18 protein-coding genes are annotated in these 17,166 nt (G+C 69.8%); 6 read left to right on the top strand and 12 right to left on the bottom strand.

The genetic code is table 11. The features are described 5' to 3' along the window. Positions 1 to 15: 15 nt before the first annotated feature. From ispF to MB828_RS42560, 3 genes are all read right to left on the bottom strand, one after another. Positions 16 to 507 carry a 2-C-methyl-D-erythritol 2,4-cyclodiphosphate synthase gene (ispF, locus tag MB828_RS42570; protein WP_301652835.1) on the bottom strand — a complete coding sequence of 164 codons (492 nt, stop codon included), beginning with the start codon at positions 505 to 507 and terminating at the stop codon, positions 16 to 18. Continuing rightward, complete coding sequence (gene ispD / locus MB828_RS42565) at positions 497 to 1,297, bottom strand: 2-C-methyl-D-erythritol 4-phosphate cytidylyltransferase (RefSeq protein ID WP_301652834.1); 801 nt, start codon at positions 1,295 to 1,297, stop codon at positions 497 to 499. The genes ispF and ispD overlap by 11 nt, the downstream gene beginning before the upstream one ends. A gap of 348 nt (positions 1,298 to 1,645) precedes the next feature. After that, positions 1,646 to 2,128 (bottom strand): CarD family transcriptional regulator, encoded by a 483-nt coding sequence (locus MB828_RS42560; RefSeq protein WP_003953493.1) that lies wholly within the window; start codon positions 2,126 to 2,128, stop codon positions 1,646 to 1,648. A 616-nt stretch (positions 2,129 to 2,744) separates the two neighbouring features. Between MB828_RS42560 and MB828_RS42555 the strand changes: the two genes are divergently transcribed. Beyond that, entirely contained in the window at positions 2,745 to 3,413 is a 669-nt protein-coding gene (locus MB828_RS42555; protein ID WP_133026716.1) for a DUF461 domain-containing protein, read from the top strand. Positions 3,414 to 3,510: 97 nt separating this feature from the next. Here the strand turns inward: MB828_RS42555 and MB828_RS42550 are convergent, their stop codons facing one another. Both MB828_RS42550 and MB828_RS42545 read right to left on the bottom strand, forming a co-directional pair. Continuing rightward, positions 3,511 to 4,191 (bottom strand): response regulator transcription factor, encoded by a 681-nt coding sequence (locus MB828_RS42550; protein ID WP_010358452.1) that lies wholly within the window; start codon positions 4,189 to 4,191, stop codon positions 3,511 to 3,513. Next, complete coding sequence (locus MB828_RS42545; protein WP_301652833.1) at positions 4,188 to 5,444, bottom strand: sensor histidine kinase; 1,257 nt, start codon at positions 5,442 to 5,444, stop codon at positions 4,188 to 4,190. The genes MB828_RS42550 and MB828_RS42545 overlap by 4 nt, the downstream gene beginning before the upstream one ends. Positions 5,445 to 5,667: 223 nt before the next feature. On the opposite strand from MB828_RS42545, the gene phoU reads away from it, so the two are divergent. The 3 genes from phoU to MB828_RS42530 all read left to right on the top strand — a co-directional run bounded on the left by phoU (position 5,668) and on the right by MB828_RS42530 (position 7,055). Further along, positions 5,668 to 6,357, top strand: a complete 690-nt coding sequence (gene phoU / locus MB828_RS42540; protein WP_301652832.1) for a phosphate signaling complex protein PhoU — start codon at positions 5,668 to 5,670, stop codon at positions 6,355 to 6,357. Positions 6,358 to 6,515: 158 nt separating this feature from the next. Beyond that, entirely contained in the window at positions 6,516 to 6,671 is a 156-nt protein-coding gene (locus MB828_RS42535; protein ID WP_165941622.1) for a hypothetical protein, read from the top strand. Between the two features lie 132 nt (positions 6,672 to 6,803). Then, the gene (locus MB828_RS42530) at positions 6,804 to 7,055 is read left to right on the top strand and encodes an SCO4226 family nickel-binding protein (RefSeq protein ID WP_046732058.1); all 252 of its coding nucleotides are present in this window, start codon (positions 6,804 to 6,806) and stop codon (positions 7,053 to 7,055) included. Between the two features lie 118 nt (positions 7,056 to 7,173). On the opposite strand, the gene MB828_RS42525 is transcribed toward MB828_RS42530, so the two are convergent. Next, entirely contained in the window at positions 7,174 to 7,584 is a 411-nt protein-coding gene (locus MB828_RS42525; protein WP_301652831.1) for a hypothetical protein, read from the bottom strand. 178 nt (positions 7,585 to 7,762) lie between these two features. On the opposite strand from MB828_RS42525, the gene MB828_RS42520 reads away from it, so the two are divergent. Continuing rightward, on the top strand, positions 7,763 to 10,387 hold the full coding sequence (locus tag MB828_RS42520) for a DUF6185 family protein (protein WP_301652830.1): 2,625 nt from the start codon (positions 7,763 to 7,765) through the stop codon (positions 10,385 to 10,387). Between the two features lie 54 nt (positions 10,388 to 10,441). On the opposite strand, the gene MB828_RS42515 is transcribed toward MB828_RS42520, so the two are convergent. From MB828_RS42515 to MB828_RS42500, 4 genes are all read right to left on the bottom strand, one after another. After that, positions 10,442 to 10,849 carry an NUDIX hydrolase gene (locus tag MB828_RS42515; RefSeq protein ID WP_301652829.1) on the bottom strand — a complete coding sequence of 136 codons (408 nt, stop codon included), beginning with the start codon at positions 10,847 to 10,849 and terminating at the stop codon, positions 10,442 to 10,444. A gap of 464 nt (positions 10,850 to 11,313) precedes the next feature. Then, positions 11,314 to 11,535, bottom strand: a complete 222-nt coding sequence (locus MB828_RS42510) for a hypothetical protein (protein ID WP_133026723.1) — start codon at positions 11,533 to 11,535, stop codon at positions 11,314 to 11,316. Between the two features lie 736 nt (positions 11,536 to 12,271). Beyond that, on the bottom strand, positions 12,272 to 12,595 hold the full coding sequence (locus tag MB828_RS42505; RefSeq protein ID WP_301652828.1) for a hypothetical protein: 324 nt from the start codon (positions 12,593 to 12,595) through the stop codon (positions 12,272 to 12,274). Positions 12,596 to 13,074: 479 nt separating this feature from the next. Beyond that, positions 13,075 to 13,836: a phosphoglyceromutase gene (locus MB828_RS42500; RefSeq protein WP_046732030.1), complete on the bottom strand. Its 762-nt coding sequence runs from the start codon at positions 13,834 to 13,836 to the stop codon at positions 13,075 to 13,077. 165 nt (positions 13,837 to 14,001) lie between these two features. Here MB828_RS42500 and MB828_RS42495 point away from each other — a divergent pair, with 165 nt between their 5' ends. After that, on the top strand, positions 14,002 to 15,336 hold the full coding sequence (locus MB828_RS42495) for an MDR family MFS transporter (protein ID WP_301652827.1): 1,335 nt from the start codon (positions 14,002 to 14,004) through the stop codon (positions 15,334 to 15,336). 73 nt (positions 15,337 to 15,409) lie between these two features. On the opposite strand, the gene MB828_RS42490 is transcribed toward MB828_RS42495, so the two are convergent. Both MB828_RS42490 and MB828_RS42485 read right to left on the bottom strand, forming a co-directional pair. Continuing rightward, positions 15,410 to 16,576: a right-handed parallel beta-helix repeat-containing protein gene (locus MB828_RS42490; protein WP_301652826.1), complete on the bottom strand. Its 1,167-nt coding sequence runs from the start codon at positions 16,574 to 16,576 to the stop codon at positions 15,410 to 15,412. A 120-nt stretch (positions 16,577 to 16,696) separates the two neighbouring features. Beyond that, a complete protein-coding gene (locus MB828_RS42485) occupies positions 16,697 to 17,122 on the bottom strand; it encodes a DUF2000 domain-containing protein (RefSeq protein WP_133026744.1) in 426 nt (141 codons plus the stop codon). Positions 17,123 to 17,166 lie beyond the last annotated feature (44 nt).

The following is a 17,166-nucleotide window of genomic DNA, read 5'->3' as shown; positions in this document are numbered from 1 at the left end:
CTCGTACGAGACCGGTCAGTCCTGTCGGACGACCAACGCCGTCGCCACCGCCATCAGACCCTCTTCCCGGCCGGGGAATCCGAGACCGTCCGTCGTGGCCCCGGAGACCGAGACCGGGGCGCCCGCCGCGTCCGAGAGGATCTTCTCGGCCTCGTCCCGGCGCTTTCCGATCTTCGGGCGCGGGCCCACGACCTGTACGGCGATGTTCCCGATCACGAATCCCGCGGCCCGGACGATCCGGGCCGCCTCCGTCAGCAGGGTCACCCCGGACGCGCCGGACCACTCCGGCCGGCCCGTGCCGAAGTGCTGCCCCAGGTCCCCGAGCCCCGCCGCCGAGAACAGCGCGTTGCACGCGGCGTGCGCGACGACGTCCGCGTCGGAGTGGCCGGCCAGGCCCGGGCCCTGGCCCTCCCACTTGAGGCCGGCGCACCACAGGTCGCGGCCCTCCTCGAAGGCGTGGATGTCGGTGCCGATGCCGACCCGCGGCAGTACGACCTCAGAACCCATCGTTGAGCCTCCTGCGGGCCAGCACCGCTTCCGCGAGGACCAGGTCGAGGGGGCGGGTGACCTTGAAGGCCTCCTCGTGGCCGGGGACGACCACGACCTGCTCGCCGAGCTGCTCGACCATGCTCGCGTCGTCGGTGACGTTGTCGGTGACCGTCTCGTGGGCGCGGACCAGCGTCGCGCGGTCGAAGCCCTGGGGGGTCTGCACCGCGCGCAGGCGGGCCCGGCTCGGGGTCGCGACCACCGGCTCGGGGTCGCCGGGCACGGCCGCCGGCTCGACCTCCTTGACCGTGTCGGCCAGCGGGAGGGCCGGCACGACGGCCGGGGCGCCGTCCCGGACGGCCTGGATCACCGCGTCGACCGTGTCGACGGGGACGAGGGGACGGGCCGCGTCGTGGACGAGGACGATGTCGTAGTCGGGGGGCAGCGCGTCCAGGCCGAGCTTGACCGACTCCTGGCGGGACTCGCCGCCGGGGACCACGAGGAAGTCGGTGCTCCCCCAGCTGCCGCCGGGGGTGCCCCCGGGAAGCGCGTGCGCGTCGAGCAGGGACTTGACCTCGGGGGCGCCGTCGGGCGGGGCCACGATCACGACGAGGGAGACGGCGCGGGAGGCGGCCAGCGCGCGTACGGCGTGGATCAGCATGGGGGTGCCGTTCAGCGCGCGTAGCGCCTTGGGGGCGCCAGGACCGAGCCGTACGCCCCGGCCGGCGGCGGGAATCACGGCTGCCGTGCGCGGTGCGGTGCGCGGTTCCGAAGGCGGTTCCGTGCGCGAAGGACGCGAATCGTCAGACATCGGTTCCTGTCAGGTTTGTGTGCGGGCCTGGCGTGGGTATGGCCTGGGAAGTGCCGGGCGCGACGCCTTGACCGGACCCTTCCGTGACACTGGTCGAGCCAGCAGCCCGGGCCCGGCACGCCTAGTATCGGGGGTTCGGGCCGGGGTGGGCTTCGGGGCCGGAATCTCCGAGTGATCCGAGTGGTCGGCGGGTTTTCCCGGGCGAGTCGGCACGCGGCTTCGGGTACGGACAGCACGCGGCTTCGGGTACAGACATGCCGCAGCGCCCGGCGACAGTTGCTGTGTCATCGGGCACCGCGGCATTTCGTGTGCGGAGTTCAGCGTTTCAGCGTGCCGAGCCGGACCGCGTCAGGACGCGAGAACCTCGTCCAGCAGGGCCTCGGCCTTGTCCTCGTTCGTGTTCTCCGCGAGGGCGAGCTCGCTCACCAGAATCTGGCGGGCCTTGGCGAGCATCCGCTTCTCACCTGCGGAGAGTCCGCGCTCGCGCTCACGACGCCACAGGTCACGCACGACTTCCGCGACCTTGATGACATCGCCGGAGGCGAGCTTCTCCAGGTTTGCCTTGTAACGACGGGACCAGTTCGTGGGCTCCTCGGCGTACGGCGCGCGCAGCACCTCGAAGACCCGGTCCAGCCCGTCCTGACCGACCACATCACGCACGCCGACGAACTCCGCATTGTCCGCTGGCACACGTACCGTCAGGTCGCCCTGGGCGACCTTCAGCACCAAGTAGGTCTTGTCCACGCCTTTGATCTGGCGAGTTTCGATGGCCTCGATCAGCGCGGCCCCGTGATGGGGATAGACCACGGTGTCGCCAACCTTGAACGTCATGTGACAGGTACCCCTTCCGTGGCTATCCAGGGTAACACGGAAACCGGCGGTTCTGAATGGCGTTTTCGCAGGTCAGGGCATATCTCGGGGCTTGACAACAGCAACCGGAACGTGCTGCGCGGGCCGTCCGGAAGCAGGTATTCGCAGGTCGGAGCCGCTGTCCGGGCGAGGAGAAACGCGCACGTTACACACATCCGGACACCCACCCAAGTGGCTTAACGTCCACATATGTCCGCTTCCAAGCGTACGACTTCCGCTACTCCGTTCGGCGGCCGCAGCCGGATCCGGGACCGGATCCCAGACGTTTCCGGAATTGATCACACGCGTCCGACCGAACGGTACGTGATCCATTTCCCCGGTGGTCGCGCATTCCTTCACGCAAGTTTTGCGTCCCGTGTTGCGAACGAGTTATGTGAATGCCTGACGAGCGCCGCCGCAAAGTGACCGGAGAGCCACTTGTGGCGCCCCGGGGCACCCCCTGCTCGAAGGAAGCGAGGGGCTTGGGGAGGGTCGGGTGCGGTCGCGCGGGAACGGCTCGGTAACCTAAGGCCGCTGACAGACACTTAGGGTGGCTTTATAAGGGAGTCGCCCGTGCGTTCAAGGAGTTGCCGCCGCCGTGAGCAGCAGCCTTCGACGCGGCGCCCTCGCCGCCTCCGCCCTCGCCTTCTCCGTCGCCTCGCTCGCCGCGTGCGGTGCCGGCAACAACTCCCAGACGCTGGAGATCAAGCCTGACAACGCCGCGACCAGTGTCGGCGACATCAAGGTCCAGAACGCGACCGTGATCACCCAGCCCGACCTCACGTCGACCGGCCCCGCCGTGGTCTCCGCGACCATCTTCAACACCGGCACCGAGCCGCAGACGCTTCAGTCGATCGTCGTCGCCGGCACCAACAAGACCGCCGAACTGCACGCCACCAAGTCGCAGCCGCTGACCATCCCGGGCGGTGGCCGGCTGATCCTGGGCGGCAAGGACAACGCCTCCGCGGTGCTGCCCAGCAGCCGCGAGGCGGTCAAGGACGGCAACGCCCAGAAGATCACGTTCACCTTCAGCAAGACCGGTGACGTGAGCCTGCGGGCGTTCGTGGTCCCCGCCGAGAGCTACTTCACCGGCTGGGGCCCGAGCTCGGTCCCGTCGGCCTCCGCCTCGGCCTCCGCGTCCGCCTCCGGCTCCCCGGCCGCGGGCAGCAAGGCCAGCGAGAGCGCCAAGCCGGGCAAGGGCAAGGCGTCGGAGAGCGCCTCGGTCACGCCGAGCGACTCGGCGTCGGAGTCGGCGAACGCGGGCTGAGCGGTCGTACGAGAACGCTGAAGGGCGGCACCCCGTCGGGGTGCCGCCCTTCGCCGTACGGTCGCCGGAACAGGGTCCGTAGGACCGGCTCGGCGATCTACGGCTCGAACTTGTAGCCCAGACCGCGGACCGTCACCAGGTACCTCGGCGCGCCCGGGTCCGGCTCGATCTTCGCGCGCAGCCGCTTGACGTGGACGTCGAGGGTCTTGGTGTCGCCCACGTAGTCGGCGCCCCAGACCCGGTCGATGAGCTGCATCCGGGTCAGGACACGGCCCGCGTTGCGCAGCAGCATCTCCAGGAGGTCGAACTCCTTGAGGGGCAGGTCGACCTTGGAGCCGGAGACGGTGACCACGTGGCGGTCGACGTCCATGCGGACCGGACCGGCCTCCAGCGCGGCCGGCGTGACCTCCTCCGGCTCGCCGCGGCGGCGGAGCACCGCGCGGATGCGGGCGACCAGCTCACGGGAGGAGAAGGGCTTGGTTACGTAGTCGTCGGCTCCTATTTCGAGCCCGACGACCTTGTCGATCTCGCTGTCCTTGGCGGTCACCATGATGACCGGGACGTTGGAGCGGCCGCGCAGCTGGCGGCAGACCTCGGTACCGGGCAGCCCCGGCAGCATCAGGTCGAGGAGGACGAGGTCGGCGCCGTTGCGCTCGAACTCGTCGAGTCCGTCGGGGCCCGTGGCCGCCACGGCGACCTCGAAGCCCTCCTTGCGGAGCATGTACGACAGGGCGTCGGAGAAGGACTCCTCGTCCTCGACGACGAGCACACGGGTCACGGAAGGACCTCCGGGGCGGGAAGCGGTTCGTACGGGGATGACTCGGTGGTGCCGGCCTCGTCGTCGAGGTCGGGGTCGGGGTGCTGCGATGCGCGATCGCGGGCGACGCCCGCCTCCGGCAGTCTGAGGGTGAAGGTGGAGCCCTGGCCTTCGGCACTCCACACCGTGACCTCCCCGCCGTGCGAGGCGACCACGTGCTTGACGATGGCGAGGCCGAGGCCGGTGCCACCGGTGGCCCGTGAGCGGGCCGGGTCGACACGGTAGAAGCGCTCGAAGATGCGGTCCTTGTCCTTGTCGGTGATGCCGATGCCCTGGTCGGTCACGGCGAGCTCGATCATGTCGCCGCCGGGCGCGTTGACCCGGCGGGCGGCTATCCCGACCCGGGTGCGGGCCGGGGAGTAGTTGACGGCGTTCTCGACCAGGTTGCCGAGGGCGGCGGCGAGCTGGCCGCGGTTGCCCCAGACGTGCAGGTCGGCGGTGCCGCCGGCGGCCATGGTGATCTGCTTGGTGCCGGCCTGGTGGCGGCACCGGTCGATCGCCTCGGCGACGAGCTCGTCCACGCGGACCGGCTCGGCGTCCTCCAGCGGATCGTCGTTCTGCACTCTCGACAGGTCGATCAGCTCCTGGACCAGGTTGGTCAGGCGCGTGGCCTCGATCTGCATGCGACCGGCGAAGCGCTGCACGGCCTCCGGATCGTCCGAGGCGTCCATGACGGCCTCGGAGAGCAGGGAGAGCGCGCCGACCGGGGTCTTGAGCTCATGGCTCACGTTCGCCACGAAATCACGTCGTACCGCCTCGATACGGCGGGCCTCGGTGAGGTCCTCGACGAGGAGCAGCACGAGCCGGGAGCCGAGGGGCGCCACCCGGGCGGAGACCGCGAGGGCCTCGCCGCGTCCGGTGCCGCGTCGGGGCAGGTCCAGCTCGACCTGCCGTATCTCGCCGTCCCGCCGGGTGTCCCGCGCCATGGCGAGCATCGGCTCGATGGCGAGTTTGCCGCCGCGCACGAGTCCGAGGGCGTACGCCGCCGAGCTCGCCTTGACGACGGCGTCGGCCTCGTCGAGGACGACCGCGGAAGAGCGCAGCACGCTCAGAACGGTGTCCACGCCCGGCGGCAGCACGGGGTCGGTGTGCAGAGAAGTCCTGGTCGGTCGCTTCTGGTCGCGTTCGCTCCAGCGGAACGCCAGCATGGCGATGACACCGGTGAGCACCCCGGCGATCGCTGCCGCTGCGGCGACCGCCGCGTTCACGTCCATGCAAACAGGTTAAGCAGGGGGTGCGACATCCCCACAGCCATGGGAGTGCGAGCTCGAACACTCGTCGCCCAGAGTTCACCTTGGAGCCAGTATTGGTTCATTTGGGGTGGCAGAAACGGTCGCGTTGAGACCCGAACGTGGGAGCGTGGGGTTCGCAGCTGGTTTCGGCCACGGGCCCCGGCCCCCGGAACCCCTGGAAGACAACGCACGAGAGGGAACCCTGATGCGGGACGCGTACCACGAGGAACTCGACTCGATCGGCGACAGCCTGGTCGACATGGCCCGGCTGGTCGGCTCGGCCATCGGGCGCGCCACGACGGCCATCCTCGACGGCGACCTGAAGCTGGCCGAGAGCGTCATCGAGGCCGACCAGAAGGTGGACGAGCTCCACCACGACCTGGAGGCGCGCGCGATAGCCCTGCTCGCGCGCCAGCAGCCGGTGGCGACCGATCTGCGGATCGTCGTCACCTCCCTGCGGATGTCCGCCGACCTGGAGCGCTCCGGCGACCTCGCCCAGCACGTGGCGAAGCTGGCCCGGCTGCGCTTCCCGGAGCGCGCGGTCCCGCGGGACCTGGAAGCCACCATCCTGGAGATGGGCCAGCTCGCGCAGCGCCTGATGGCCAAGGCCGCCGAGGTCATCGTCACCAAGGACGTCGACCTGGCGCTCCAGCTGGAGCAGGACGACGACGAGATGGACCTGCTGCACCGCACGCTCTTCTCGCACCTGCTGGACGACCGCTGGAAGCACGGCATCGAGACGGCCGTCGACGTGACGCTGCTCGGCCGCTACTACGAGCGGTACGCCGACCACGCGGTGGCCGTCGCCAAGCGCGTCGTCTTCCTGGTCACCGGTGAGCACGCGGACGAGCTGCAGGCCGACATCCAGCCGGTGACGGGCGCCGAGGGGGCGTGACCGCCCTGGTGGGCGGGGCTCGCGACGTGCGGGGTGGGCGTGCGGGCGCCACTGTGCGCCGTTGATGCGCCCAGTAAAACGGGCATGGAATGGGCATGGCACGGGCAACGGCAGCACGCCCTGCCGCCAGGGAATCCAGAGACCTCCAGGAGGGATCCATGGCCGAATCCCCCGGCACCACGCCCGACCCCACCCAGGAACGTGAGACCGACCAGCCCGCCGAGATCAAGAACCTGCTGGTGATCGGCGCCTGCGGGTGCGGCTCGGGCTGTGGCTGCGGCTGCCAGTCGGGCAGCCCCTGCCAGTGCGGCTGAGCGGACGCCCCGTTCACGGCGGACCGGACGCAGCACAGGGGCCCCGGACTTCGGTCCGGGGCCCTTCGCGTGCCGTCGGCGCGGGTCGGGCGCAGCATGGAGGTGACACCCAAGGTGAAGGAGGTGGCAGCCATGCCGCAGTTCATGGACGTCCACCACGGGATGCAGGGCATCACCGCCGACCAGCTGAAGGAGGCCCACGAGGCCGACCTCGCCGTCGAGAAGGCCGAGGGCGTGCACTTCGAACGGGCCTGGGCCGACCCGGAGTCCGGCAACGTCTACTGCCTCTCCGAGGGCCCCTCGGCCGAGGCGGTCAGGCGCGTCCACGAACGCACCGGCCACCCGGCGGACGAGATCCACGAGGTACCACTGTCGATCTGGTGAGGACCGGAGTTCTCCCCAGCCGTCGAGGAAGGTGGGGTCACTCGTAGGAGGCGTGGCGGCCGGCGTAGGTGTAGGGGTAGCCCTCGGGGGGCCGCCGTACGCGGAGCACTTCCGGCGCCTACGGATGGCGGTGGTCGTGCCGTTCCTGATCGCGCCCCGGGCACAGGTCGAGCGTGGTGCAGAGCATGATCTCCCGGTAGGGGCCTGCTGCCGGCTCCGTGTCCGCCTCGCCGTCGGCATGGGGCAGGAACCGCCACTGCGACGCCTTGGCGTGCCGTGTCCCGTCCGCTCCCTCGACGTGGGCGTGCAGCGTGCGGGCCGCGGGGTCGTTCGTCTCCACCAGCACTTCGTCCGCGCCGAGCGGGAAGTGGTCGTGGAGCAGGCACAGGCCGAAGCGGTTCAGGTTTCCGTGCTTGGCCAGGACCGCCACCAGGTCCTCGACGAACTCGGCATCCTGGGGTCCCAGCCCTTCGGCCTCCTCGAAACGGGGAAGCGGCTCGCGCGGGACGCCCGTCTGAGTGTCGGTCATGGGTCCTCCGTCAATCGGCTGCTGACGGTCACCGGCTTCCATTGTCAGGTGCCGGATCAGGCGCCGCAAATGCCACTGGCACGCCCAAGGGGGTGCGTGTCAGGGGGTTCGACGTGTGTCTGTGCATGACACATGTGCCGCTTTGTCTAGATTCGCCGGGGACAGGGAGAGGTGTCCTATGGCGATGACTCGATGGTGGCGGCTGCTGTCACTCGTGGTGCTGGCGTCATGCGTGTGGACGTGCGAGCCGGCGGCGGCGCGACAGCAGCGGGACCCCGGTACCGGCTGCCAGTCGGAACACCTCGAGAAGAGCAGCGTCGAGGCCACCTTGCGATTGCGCCAGCACGGGCAGTCACACCCCTTGGTCGTCTCCGACATGACGGTGCGGGTACCCAGACTGTGGCCGCTGGCCAGGCAGTTGACGTTCAGCGCGCAGTCCCCGCAGTACCGCCTGGCCATACGGTGCCTGCTGCTCGGCGACGAGACCCCCGGGTCACGCAACGAGTGGCATCCCCGGGATCCCGTGGTGACGGCCACCGACTCCTCGGTCGAGGTGCGCTACATCGCGTACAACTGGATCAGCACGGACAAGCCGTTCCTCGTGGGTCCCTGGGAAATCGTCCCCGCGGGGAGATCGTGGATGGTCTACCTGTGGCCGCCGACACTTCAGACCGTCCGATGGAAGCGGATCGAGGCCGATCTGGACGGCCTCGGCTTCAGCGACCTCGTGGAACGGGCGTCGTCCTCCACCGAGAACGAACTGGTGTGGAAGAACAGGCTGCCCCAAGAGGTCCAGGTGAAGGTCGATCCGCCCTGGAAGCGCCGGCTCTCGGCGACGCTCACCCAGTCGGTCTGGGCCACCGCGGGCGTCGCCTCGTGGTGGGTGTCCGCGTCGGTCCTGATCGCTGTGGCCGCGCTCCGTGCCCGGCGCACCGGAACGGCCGCCGCGGACGGGACGACGCCCCGGGCACCGGTCGGGGACATGCCCCAGCGGCCGGCGGCGGACACACCCGGCAACGACACCGGACCCAGCACGAGCTTCACGCGCACGCTGCTGGAGTGGGCCGTACTCAGCGGGGCGGTCGCCCTGGCGTTGCTGCTGGTCAGCTCCCAGCAAGGACTCACACCCCGGTCGTACGCCGTCCTCTGCATCCCCGCGGGCCTGGCCCTGGTGCTCGTCGCCCGCCCCTGGGTCCTCGGCCCGCCGCCCACCGCACCCGGCACCGGCCCTGACCTGCGGGCCCGTTCCGGCCGCGCCCGCGGCATCCAGCGCCGCCAGGCCCGCGCCGTCACGGCAGCCACGTGTGCCGTCGCGGGGGTCGGTCTGCTGGTGATCGTGGCCCACGGCGCCTTCGGCCTTCCGGAGGACATGCAGCCGAAGACGACAACCGCCCTGGGCCGCGCCGGACTTGTCCTGGTCGGTCTGGCGACCGTCTGGCTCTGGCTGGCCGCGATGCTCGCCTGGGCCTGGCGATTCGCGCACGAAGGAGGATTGCTGCGCGAGCGCTGGACCAGGCAGTGGGACAGGGGTCCGGCGCAGTGCGTGGCCGTCGTCGGAGGTCTGCTGGCGGCGGTCGCCGGGATCCTGCTCGCGATCGCCTGGCAGGCGAACGGGAAACAATGGGGGCGCGTCAACTGGCTCGCCGAGCAGTACGACCCTGCCGCGTACAACGCGTACCAGAGCAAGTTGCTGGAGAGCTTCTTCTTCAGCGACCTGAAATGGATCTTCGCCTACAGCTGGGTACTGACCGGCATCGCCCTGCTGGCGCTGCTGCGGCACCGCAACAGGCCGGTCCGGACACAGGGGCGCCGATTCGAGCGGTTCTCCCCCGGACCGAGCAAGCTGGATCTGCTGCTGACCGTCTCCCTGTTCGCGCTCTTCGTCGGACTGCGGGCGGCGAAGTTCGCGGGCGCCAGCGCCCTGTACGGCGTCTGGCTGCTGCTGAACATCGTCGCCGTGTACGTCGTCCTCGGCGTCGGGAGGCGCTGGTCCGTGTTGAGCAGGATGGGCGGGAGTTTCTATGCGAAGAGGCTGGGCACCGAGCCGCACCGGCACGAAATGGTGGACAAGGCCCGCCACTACCTCAACATCAACCACCAGCTGCGTCTGCTGGACCGGGGTCATGCGGGCGGAGTGACGTACGAGGGGCTGGAAAAGGAGCTGGAGGACCTGCGCAACTGGCTGGTCACCGCGTGCGAGGGAGCCGATCCGCCGGAGCAGATCTCGGTGCTGGACATCGCGCTGGCCTGGGGGCCCGACGGGCACTGGTGGTCCAACGCGGTCCGCGCGGCACGTCTGGCGTTCTGGTTCGGACTGCCGGCCACCGGGCTGCTGCTCTACTACCAGGTACAGGAACCCTACGGGCGAGCGCAGATCCTGTTCACCCCCGTCGGCATTCCGGAGATCGCCGTCGACCTGATCCTCTATCAGTTTGCATGGGCGGCGGCCGGTTTCACGCTCGGGGCTCTGTGGCGGCTGCTGCCGGGGCGCCGGAGCCAGGCGCGGGCGTGGCTCCTCACCGCCGCCTACGGCGTCCCCGTGGTACTGGCCGCCGCGTTCATCCATGTCATCGACACGGATCCGCGCCAGCTGTTCCTGTACGCCGCGCTTCTCCTGTGCGTCCTGACGCTCACGAGCATCTGGATGGACCTGGCGACCTTCCGCAAGGACTGGCAGTACCTGCCCAGCCGTATGGCCCTGCTGCTGTTCGTCTACCAGCTGCGCGGCCTGTCCGTACAGATCGCCTGGGTCCTCGTCCAGACGGCAGCCATCGTGGGGATCTGGGTCGATCTGAAACGCTGAGCAATCCGACCGCCGGTACCGGTCGACGCCGGCCGCTGTGCAGCGGTCACGGGATCAGGAAAGCCGGCCGGCCTTGTGCAGCTCGTCGAAAGCCAGCCCGTCGACGGCCGAGACCCGGGGCCGGTCGGCGTAGCGGAACCATGCCTTCTCGGCGATCTCCCGTGACGGGATCAGCTCGCCGCGGTGGTCGGCGGTGTAGCAGATCATCCGGAAGGGGCCGTGGTCCGGATGGCCCTCGCCGATCTCGAACGTGCCGAAGTGCACCATGGAGCCGGGGTCGATCGCCGCCCGCAGTTCCTCGTCGATCTCCCGCACCAGGGTCTCGCCGTCGGACTCGCCCGGCTCACGATGGCCGCCCGGGAAGTAGAAGCGATCTCTGCCGTGACTACGCGTCACCAGCACCCGGCCGTCCCGGACCAGGATCCACGCCACCTTCTCGGGCACATCGCCGCCGTTCGCCATGGCTCGGGACGGTACCGGAGGCATCGTCCGCGCCACCACCGTCCAGCCTCAGCCGCGCCACCGGCGAAAAGGCCCCTCACCCGCCGGGAAACAGCAGGTGAAGAGCCTGATCATGCGATGTTGTCGGGGCATGCCCGGGGTGAGACGGCCGCGTGCTTCAGCGCAGTGCGAGAGACGGCCCGCGGCCGGTTGCCGGGGCCCGTCATGCGCGGGGTCAGGCCGCGTCGGGCCTCGCCGCGTGTGTGCCCGAGGCAGGTTCCTGCGTGTCCATGAACGGCATGGTCTCGTCCTCCCCGAAGTCAGGGGCCTGGAAGGGGTTGGCCGACGGGGGCGGCGAGGCCGCAGCGGAGCAACGGGGTTGCCCTTCCGGGGCGGAGAACAGCGACGTCAGGTCGATGAGCGGACTCTCTTTCGTGACAAGCCCCTGAAGGGGCCTGGGTGTGCCGTGACCGGGCACAACGGTCCTACAGCTTGGTCATTTTGGCGTACGGGCTCAGGATCCGCATCTGCGCCGAGCCGAAGTCCACGAGCGCCGCGACCTCACCCTCCATGCCGATGACCCGGCCGAGGCCGTACATGTCGTGAGTGACCTGATCCCCCACCGCGAAGTGCTTGGGGGGCGGAGGAACCGCGGCCTTGAAGGGGCTGGTAGGCAGGTGACGCTTCGGCGCAGCAGGCTTTGTCATGGCTCAGTATGCGCCCACGCGCGTCCCGGCCGCTGTGTCCGTCGGCACAGATCCACACGGGAGCACCCCTCTCACGCCGCTGACCTGGGGTTTCGAGACCGGATGAGACGAAACTGAATCGCAGGCGTCTGTCACGCCGCACCAGGCGCGCTCATCCGGACGGCTCCAGGACACCGAAAAGCCCCCCAGCCGCGGGAAAACCGCAGGACTCACTGCGGGCCCGGCCGAGCGGCCTCGGAGCGCTTCACAAGACCGCGCTTGTGGAGCCTCTTGTCAGTGCTCATGGCTAGGGTCTGGGATGCGCGGCCGGCTTCCGAGGTGTCCAGCTCTACAGAGCAGCTGCATCCCCGGCTTTGTCAGGGGGCGGCCCGGGCATGACCCGGGACCCAACCGACGGTCGGGCTTCGTCGATGGCCAAGGAGAGACCTGCCAGCGCCGGCCGCGCCACCGTCGCCCTGCCGGCCCAGTGACGGCCCGGAGGCAGGGAAAAGCCCCCTCCCAGCGGAGAAAACGCAGGTAGGGGGCTTTTGTGTGAGCGCTTACTTCTTCTTGCCCTGGGTCTGGCGGGCCCGTCTTTCGGTCCTGGTCAGGAGGGCGCACGTCTCAACTGACCTGCGACATCACTGTCGTGACCGGTCGTTGTTGGTCGTCGCTCGTCACCCTCGGAGGGCCCAGAGAGGACCCGGGACCCACCCGACGCGGCTCCGCAGCCGGCTTCGGATCGCGGAGAGAAGTCCTACGCGGTGCCACGTCCCGAGTTGCAGTACACCTCTCGGCCGGTGTCGCCCTTCTGCAGGCACACCTTCACCGTGACGGGGGTTCCTTCACGGAGGTCGTTGACCTCCGTCCTGCACTTTCCGTTTCCACCGTAGACATCGAACGACATGGAGCCGCCCGCGTAGGTCATTGTCAGGCTCGGCCGAAGACCGTCCGCTTCGATGTCGCAGCCCTCGAGCTTGTCGCCGTTGGGTGTCCAACAGGCCTGCCCGCCCTTGAACGCGTCCGTCGTGTAGACGCAGAACGTATTCGCCGCGCTCGCCTGAGGAGCGATGAAAATCACGGACGCTGCGGCTGCGGCGACTGCTGCTCCCGCCGCGAGAACTCGTTGTATCACTGACTATCTTCCCCCTCTGCCGCAAGCCTTTGCTCGCGGACATGACGACCAGATGCGCCCCGTCAGGTCTGGTGGTCTGCAGACCTACGACAACTCTCAGGCGGATCAGTCTGGTTACTCGTGCTGCGGGCGCCACAGTAGCCGGAGGGGAGAGAGGGCAGCAACCGATCAAGGGGGGACGTCGAAGGCGACTGTTTGCGAAGGCTACTCGTCTTCTGTGGGTCGCAGACTGGCTGAACGGTCGAGGTGCGGCATGTCCGAGGGCAGAACCCATCCGAGGAGAGAGCATCGAGTCCGTGAGCGAGCAGCTGGGTCACTCCGACCCGGAACTCACGCTGAAGGGCTGCGGTTCCAGAGTGGTACCAGCGCACGAAAACGCCTCCCACCCGCGCCATATGCGCAGGTGAGAGGCATGATCACTAAACCTACTTCTTCTTGCCCTGGTTCTTCACTGCCTCGATCGCTGCTGCTGCCGCGTCCGGGTCGAGGTAGCGGCCGCCCGGGGTGGTCGGGGTGAAGTCGGCGTTGAGTTCGTAGTAGAGCGGGATGCCGGTGGGGATGTTGAGGCCCGCGATGTCGGCGTCCGAGATGCCGTCCAGGTGCTTGACCAGGGCACGGAGGCTGTTGCCGTGGGCGGCCACCAGGACCGTGCGGCCGGTCAGGAGGTCGGGGACGATGCCGTCGTACCAGTAGGGGAGCATGCGGACGACGACGTCCTTCAGGCACTCCGTGCGGGGGCGCAGCTCCGGCGGGATGGAGGCGTAGCGGGCGTCGGCCGACTGGGAGAACTCCGAGTCGTCGGGCAGCGGCGGGGGCGGGGTGTCGTACGAGCGGCGCCAGAGCATGAACTGCTCCTCGCCGAACTCGGCCAGCGTCGCCGCCTTGTCCTTGCCCTGGAGCGCGCCGTAGTGCCGCTCGTTCAGGCGCCAGCTGCGGTGGACCGGGATCCAGTGACGGTCGGCCGCCTCGAGGGCGAGCTGCGCCGTGCGGATCGCCCGCTTCTGGAGGGACGTGTGGACCACGTCGGGCAGCAGGTCGGCGTCCTTCAGGAGCTCACCGCCGCGGACTGCCTCCTTCTCGCCCTTCTCGTTGAGGTTGACGTCCACCCAGCCGGTGAACAGGTTCTTCGCGTTCCACTCACTCTCGCCGTGGCGGAGGAGGATCAGCTTGTACGGTGCGTCGGCCATGGGTCAGAGCGTAATCCACGTGTTCGGGGCGGGGAGCCGACGCCCGGGGGCCGTCCCAGGGGGCGGACAGTTGACTGCATTTGTTAATTGAGTGGCTCAGGCGAGCGAGGGGTTAGTAAGTTCCGGTCAAGCCGCGCACCACTTACTTCTTGCCCTGGGGGAGCCATGCCGTCCGCCGTCCTGCGACGCGCCGTCCGGGAGACCGTCTCCGGTCTGCCACGGGAGTTCTGGTGGCTGTGGACCAGCACCCTCGTCAACCGGCTGGGCGCCTTCGTCGCCACGTACATGGCCCTCTACCTGACACTGGACCGCGGGTACAGCGCCTCGTACGCCGGGCTCGTCGTCTCGTTGCACGGGCTGGGCGGGGTCGTCTCCTCGCTGGGCAGCGGAGTGATGGCCGACCGGCTGGGGCGGCGGCCCACCCTGCTCGTCGCCCAGGGCTCCACCGCCGGCGCCGTCGCGCTGCTCGGGTTCGTACAGAACCCCGTCGCCATCGCGGCCGTCGCCTTCCTCGTCGGCATGGCCTCCAACGCCTCCCGGCCCGCCGTGCAGGCGATGATGGCCGACATCGTGCGGCCCGAGGACCGGGTGCGGGCGTTCTCGCTGAACTACTGGGCCATCAACCTCGGCTTCGCCGTCTCGTCCGCCGGCGCCGGGTTCATCGCCGAGGTCAGCTACCGCGCCGGGTTCCTCGTCGAGGCCGGGATGACCGGTCTGTGCGCGGTGCTCGTCTTCGCCAAGCTGCCCGAGTCCCGGCCGCAGCGCAGCGTCAAGGAGACCGACGAGGTCAGCCTCGGGACCGTGCTGCGTGACGGGCGGTACATGGCCGTCGTGGGGCTGTCGTTCCTCGTCGCGCTCGTCTTCCAGCAGGGGGCGGTCGGACTGCCGGTGGCGATGGGCGGAGCCGGGTTCACGCCCGCCGACTACGGCCTGGCGATCGCGGTGAACGGCGTGCTCATCGTGGTGCTCCAGATCCCGGTCACCCGCGTCATCGAGCACCGTGACGCGCGGTCCCTGCTCGTCGTCTCGTCGCTGCTCGCGGGGTACGGCTTCGGGCTCACCGCGTTCGCCGGCTCGGTCGGGGTGTTCGCGCTCACCGTGTGCGTGTGGACGCTCGCCGAGATCGTCAACGCGCCGACCCAGACCGGCCTCGTGGTGCGGCTCTCGCCCACCCACGGGCGGGGGCGGTACCAGGGGATGTACACGCTGTCCTGGTCCGCCGCCGCGCTCGTCGCGCCGCTGATGTCCGGTGTCGTCATCGACCGGTTCGGGGCGGAGTGGCTGTGGGGGCTGTGCGCGGTGGTGGGGACGGCGGCCGCGGCCGGGTACGGGGTGCTGATGCGGCGCCTGCCGGAAGAGCCCGCCACGGTCACGAAGATCCCGGACACGGACCGCGGCACCGGCACCGGCACCGGCACCGGCACCGGCACCGGCACCGGCACCAACAAGACCACGGGCACGGACACAGCGGGGGCCTCGGAAGCCGGGGCGCGCGCCTGACGGCCGGCGTGGCCGCGAGGCGCGCACGCCTGACCGGCCGGCGTGGCCGAGGGGTGCGCGCCCCGCGGCCGTGTCAGTCCCGGCAGCCCGCCACGATCACCGGGCTGCCCGCACAGTTCGTCGGGGTGTTGCGGCTGACGGTCGAGTCGATGACGGTGAACGCGTTGGTCGTGTAGACGCCTCCGGGGGCCACCCTGGAGGCGTTGTCGCGAACCTGGCTGTGGTCGAGGGTGACGCGCCCGCCGTCGTTGTAGACGCCGCCGGCCCGGGACGTGCCGTCGCCGTTCGCGCTGTTGCTGAGCACCTGACTGTCCCTGAGGACGAGCACGGCGCCGGCCGTGGAGTTGTAGACGCCGCCGCCGACCCCGGCCGTACCCCCGACGACGTTGCCGCTGACCTCCGTACGCTCCAGCCGCAGACTCGACAGGTTCTGGATCCCGCCGCCCTCGTCGCCCGCCGCCGTGTTGTTCGCGATCTTGCTGTCGCTGAACTCCAGGGCCGCGCTGCCGCTGACGGTGACGCCGCCGCCCCGGCCGGCCGACGTGTTGCGCCTGAGGACGCTCGTGTAGAAGAAGGCGTCGCCGGCGCCCAGGTACAGCGCACCGCCGGCGGTCCGGGCGTGGTTGCGGCTGAGCTCGGCGCCCTGCACGCTCAGTGTTCCGCGGCTGTAGACGGCGCCCCCGAGGGCCGCGTTGCCGAACCCCAGCCAGCCGCGCCGCACGACCGCCGTGGCGTTCGCGGCCACCGCGATCCCGCCCCCGTTGTCCGTGGCGGTGTTGTGGAGCACGTCGACCCCGGTCAGCGTGAGCTTGCCGCCGCCGTCGACGAGCACGCCCCCGCCGTCACCGGCGGCGCTGCCGCCGCGGACGGTGAGGTCCTCCAGGCGGAGGTCGCCGCCCGAGACGACGTGGAAGATCCGGAAAGTGGCGGTCGGGTTCCCGGCCCGTACGATCGTGGCGCCGTTGCCCCGGATCGTGAGTTTCAGGTCGACGGCCGGCAGCCCGTCGCCCATGGCGTACGGCGTCGTCAGCCGATACGTGCAGTCGCGGGAGAGGGACAGGGTCTCGCCGGCGGACGCGGCGGCGACGGCGGTCGTCAGCGCTCTCGCGCTGCACGCGACCGGCGTCGAGGAGTCGCCGACGGCGACGGCCGGGCCGCCCGTCGCACACATGACGATCGCCGCCGCCACCACGGCCGAGCCGGAGAGCCTGCCGTATCGAACGTGGCCGGACCGACGCATGTACCTGAACTGTCGCATACATGTGAGATGCGGCATTCACGGCGATGATGGTCATATACGCTTATCCGCTCACCCGATCACGCCATGCGATTCCATCGGTCGGCGGAACCGACGGGTGCCTCACGGATGCATCCGTGCCCCCTTCAGCACCTTGTCCACGCCGTTCCGCGGCCCGTACACGGCGAGCCCGACCAGGTCCAGCTCCGCCGTGGGGACGGCACGGACCGCCGCGCGGTTGTCGCGGTCGTTGCCGGTGGTGAACAGGTCCGCGGTGAAGACGGCCCGGGGCAGCGCCCGGCTCAGGGCGCGTCCGTGCGCCGCCTTCAGCACCTCCTTCGTGCCCTCGAAGACCAGCACCGGCTGCCGGAACATCGGCAGGTACGCCACCGCGTCCGCGTCCTCGTACGGCTCCCCCACCACCTCGGGGACGGTCGCTCCCAGGCCGCTGACCAGGAACGCGGTGACATTGAGGCGCTGCCAGGTCTCCAGGTCCTCGCGCAGCAGTACGGCGATCTTCGTGTCGAAGCGAAGGGGTTCAGTGCTCATGCCATGAGACTGCCGACCCCGCCACGACCTCGTCTTGTACGTTG

The sequence above is a fragment of the Streptomyces arenae genome, from assembly GCF_022343545.1.
Lineage (GTDB): Bacteria > Actinomycetota > Actinomycetes > Streptomycetales > Streptomycetaceae > Streptomyces > Streptomyces humi.
This window is presented reverse-complemented; position numbering and strand designations above follow the sequence as displayed.

What these genes read in the sequence shown, in the direction of transcription:
- MB828_RS42485 (WP_133026744.1), bottom strand. Translation starts at nt 17,122, where the DNA reads ATGAGCACTGAACCCCTTCGCTTCGACACGAAGATCGCCGTACTGCTG.
- MB828_RS42490 (WP_301652826.1), bottom strand. Translation starts at nt 16,576, where the DNA reads ATGCGTCGGTCCGGCCACGTTCGATACGGCAGGCTCTCCGGCTCGGCC.
- ispF (WP_301652835.1), bottom strand. Translation starts at nt 507, where the DNA reads ATGGGTTCTGAGGTCGTACTGCCGCGGGTCGGCATCGGCACCGACATC.
- MB828_RS42530 (WP_046732058.1), top strand. Translation starts at nt 6,804, where the DNA reads ATGCCGCAGTTCATGGACGTCCACCACGGGATGCAGGGCATCACCGCC.
- MB828_RS42510 (WP_133026723.1), bottom strand. Translation starts at nt 11,535, where the DNA reads ATGACAAAGCCTGCTGCGCCGAAGCGTCACCTGCCTACCAGCCCCTTC.
- MB828_RS42500 (WP_046732030.1), bottom strand. Translation starts at nt 13,836, where the DNA reads ATGGCCGACGCACCGTACAAGCTGATCCTCCTCCGCCACGGCGAGAGT.
- MB828_RS42535 (WP_165941622.1), top strand. Translation starts at nt 6,516, where the DNA reads ATGGCCGAATCCCCCGGCACCACGCCCGACCCCACCCAGGAACGTGAG.
- phoU (WP_301652832.1), top strand. Translation starts at nt 5,668, where the DNA reads ATGCGGGACGCGTACCACGAGGAACTCGACTCGATCGGCGACAGCCTG.
- ispD (WP_301652834.1), bottom strand. Translation starts at nt 1,297, where the DNA reads ATGTCTGACGATTCGCGTCCTTCGCGCACGGAACCGCCTTCGGAACCG.
- MB828_RS42545 (WP_301652833.1), bottom strand. Translation starts at nt 5,444, where the DNA reads ATGGACGTGAACGCGGCGGTCGCCGCAGCGGCAGCGATCGCCGGGGTG.
- MB828_RS42525 (WP_301652831.1), bottom strand. Translation starts at nt 7,584, where the DNA reads ATGACCGACACTCAGACGGGCGTCCCGCGCGAGCCGCTTCCCCGTTTC.
- MB828_RS42520 (WP_301652830.1), top strand. Translation starts at nt 7,763, where the DNA reads ATGGCGATGACTCGATGGTGGCGGCTGCTGTCACTCGTGGTGCTGGCG.
- MB828_RS42515 (WP_301652829.1), bottom strand. Translation starts at nt 10,849, where the DNA reads ATGGCGAACGGCGGCGATGTGCCCGAGAAGGTGGCGTGGATCCTGGTC.
- MB828_RS42495 (WP_301652827.1), top strand. Translation starts at nt 14,002, where the DNA reads ATGCCGTCCGCCGTCCTGCGACGCGCCGTCCGGGAGACCGTCTCCGGT.
- MB828_RS42560 (WP_003953493.1), bottom strand. Translation starts at nt 2,128, where the DNA reads ATGACGTTCAAGGTTGGCGACACCGTGGTCTATCCCCATCACGGGGCC.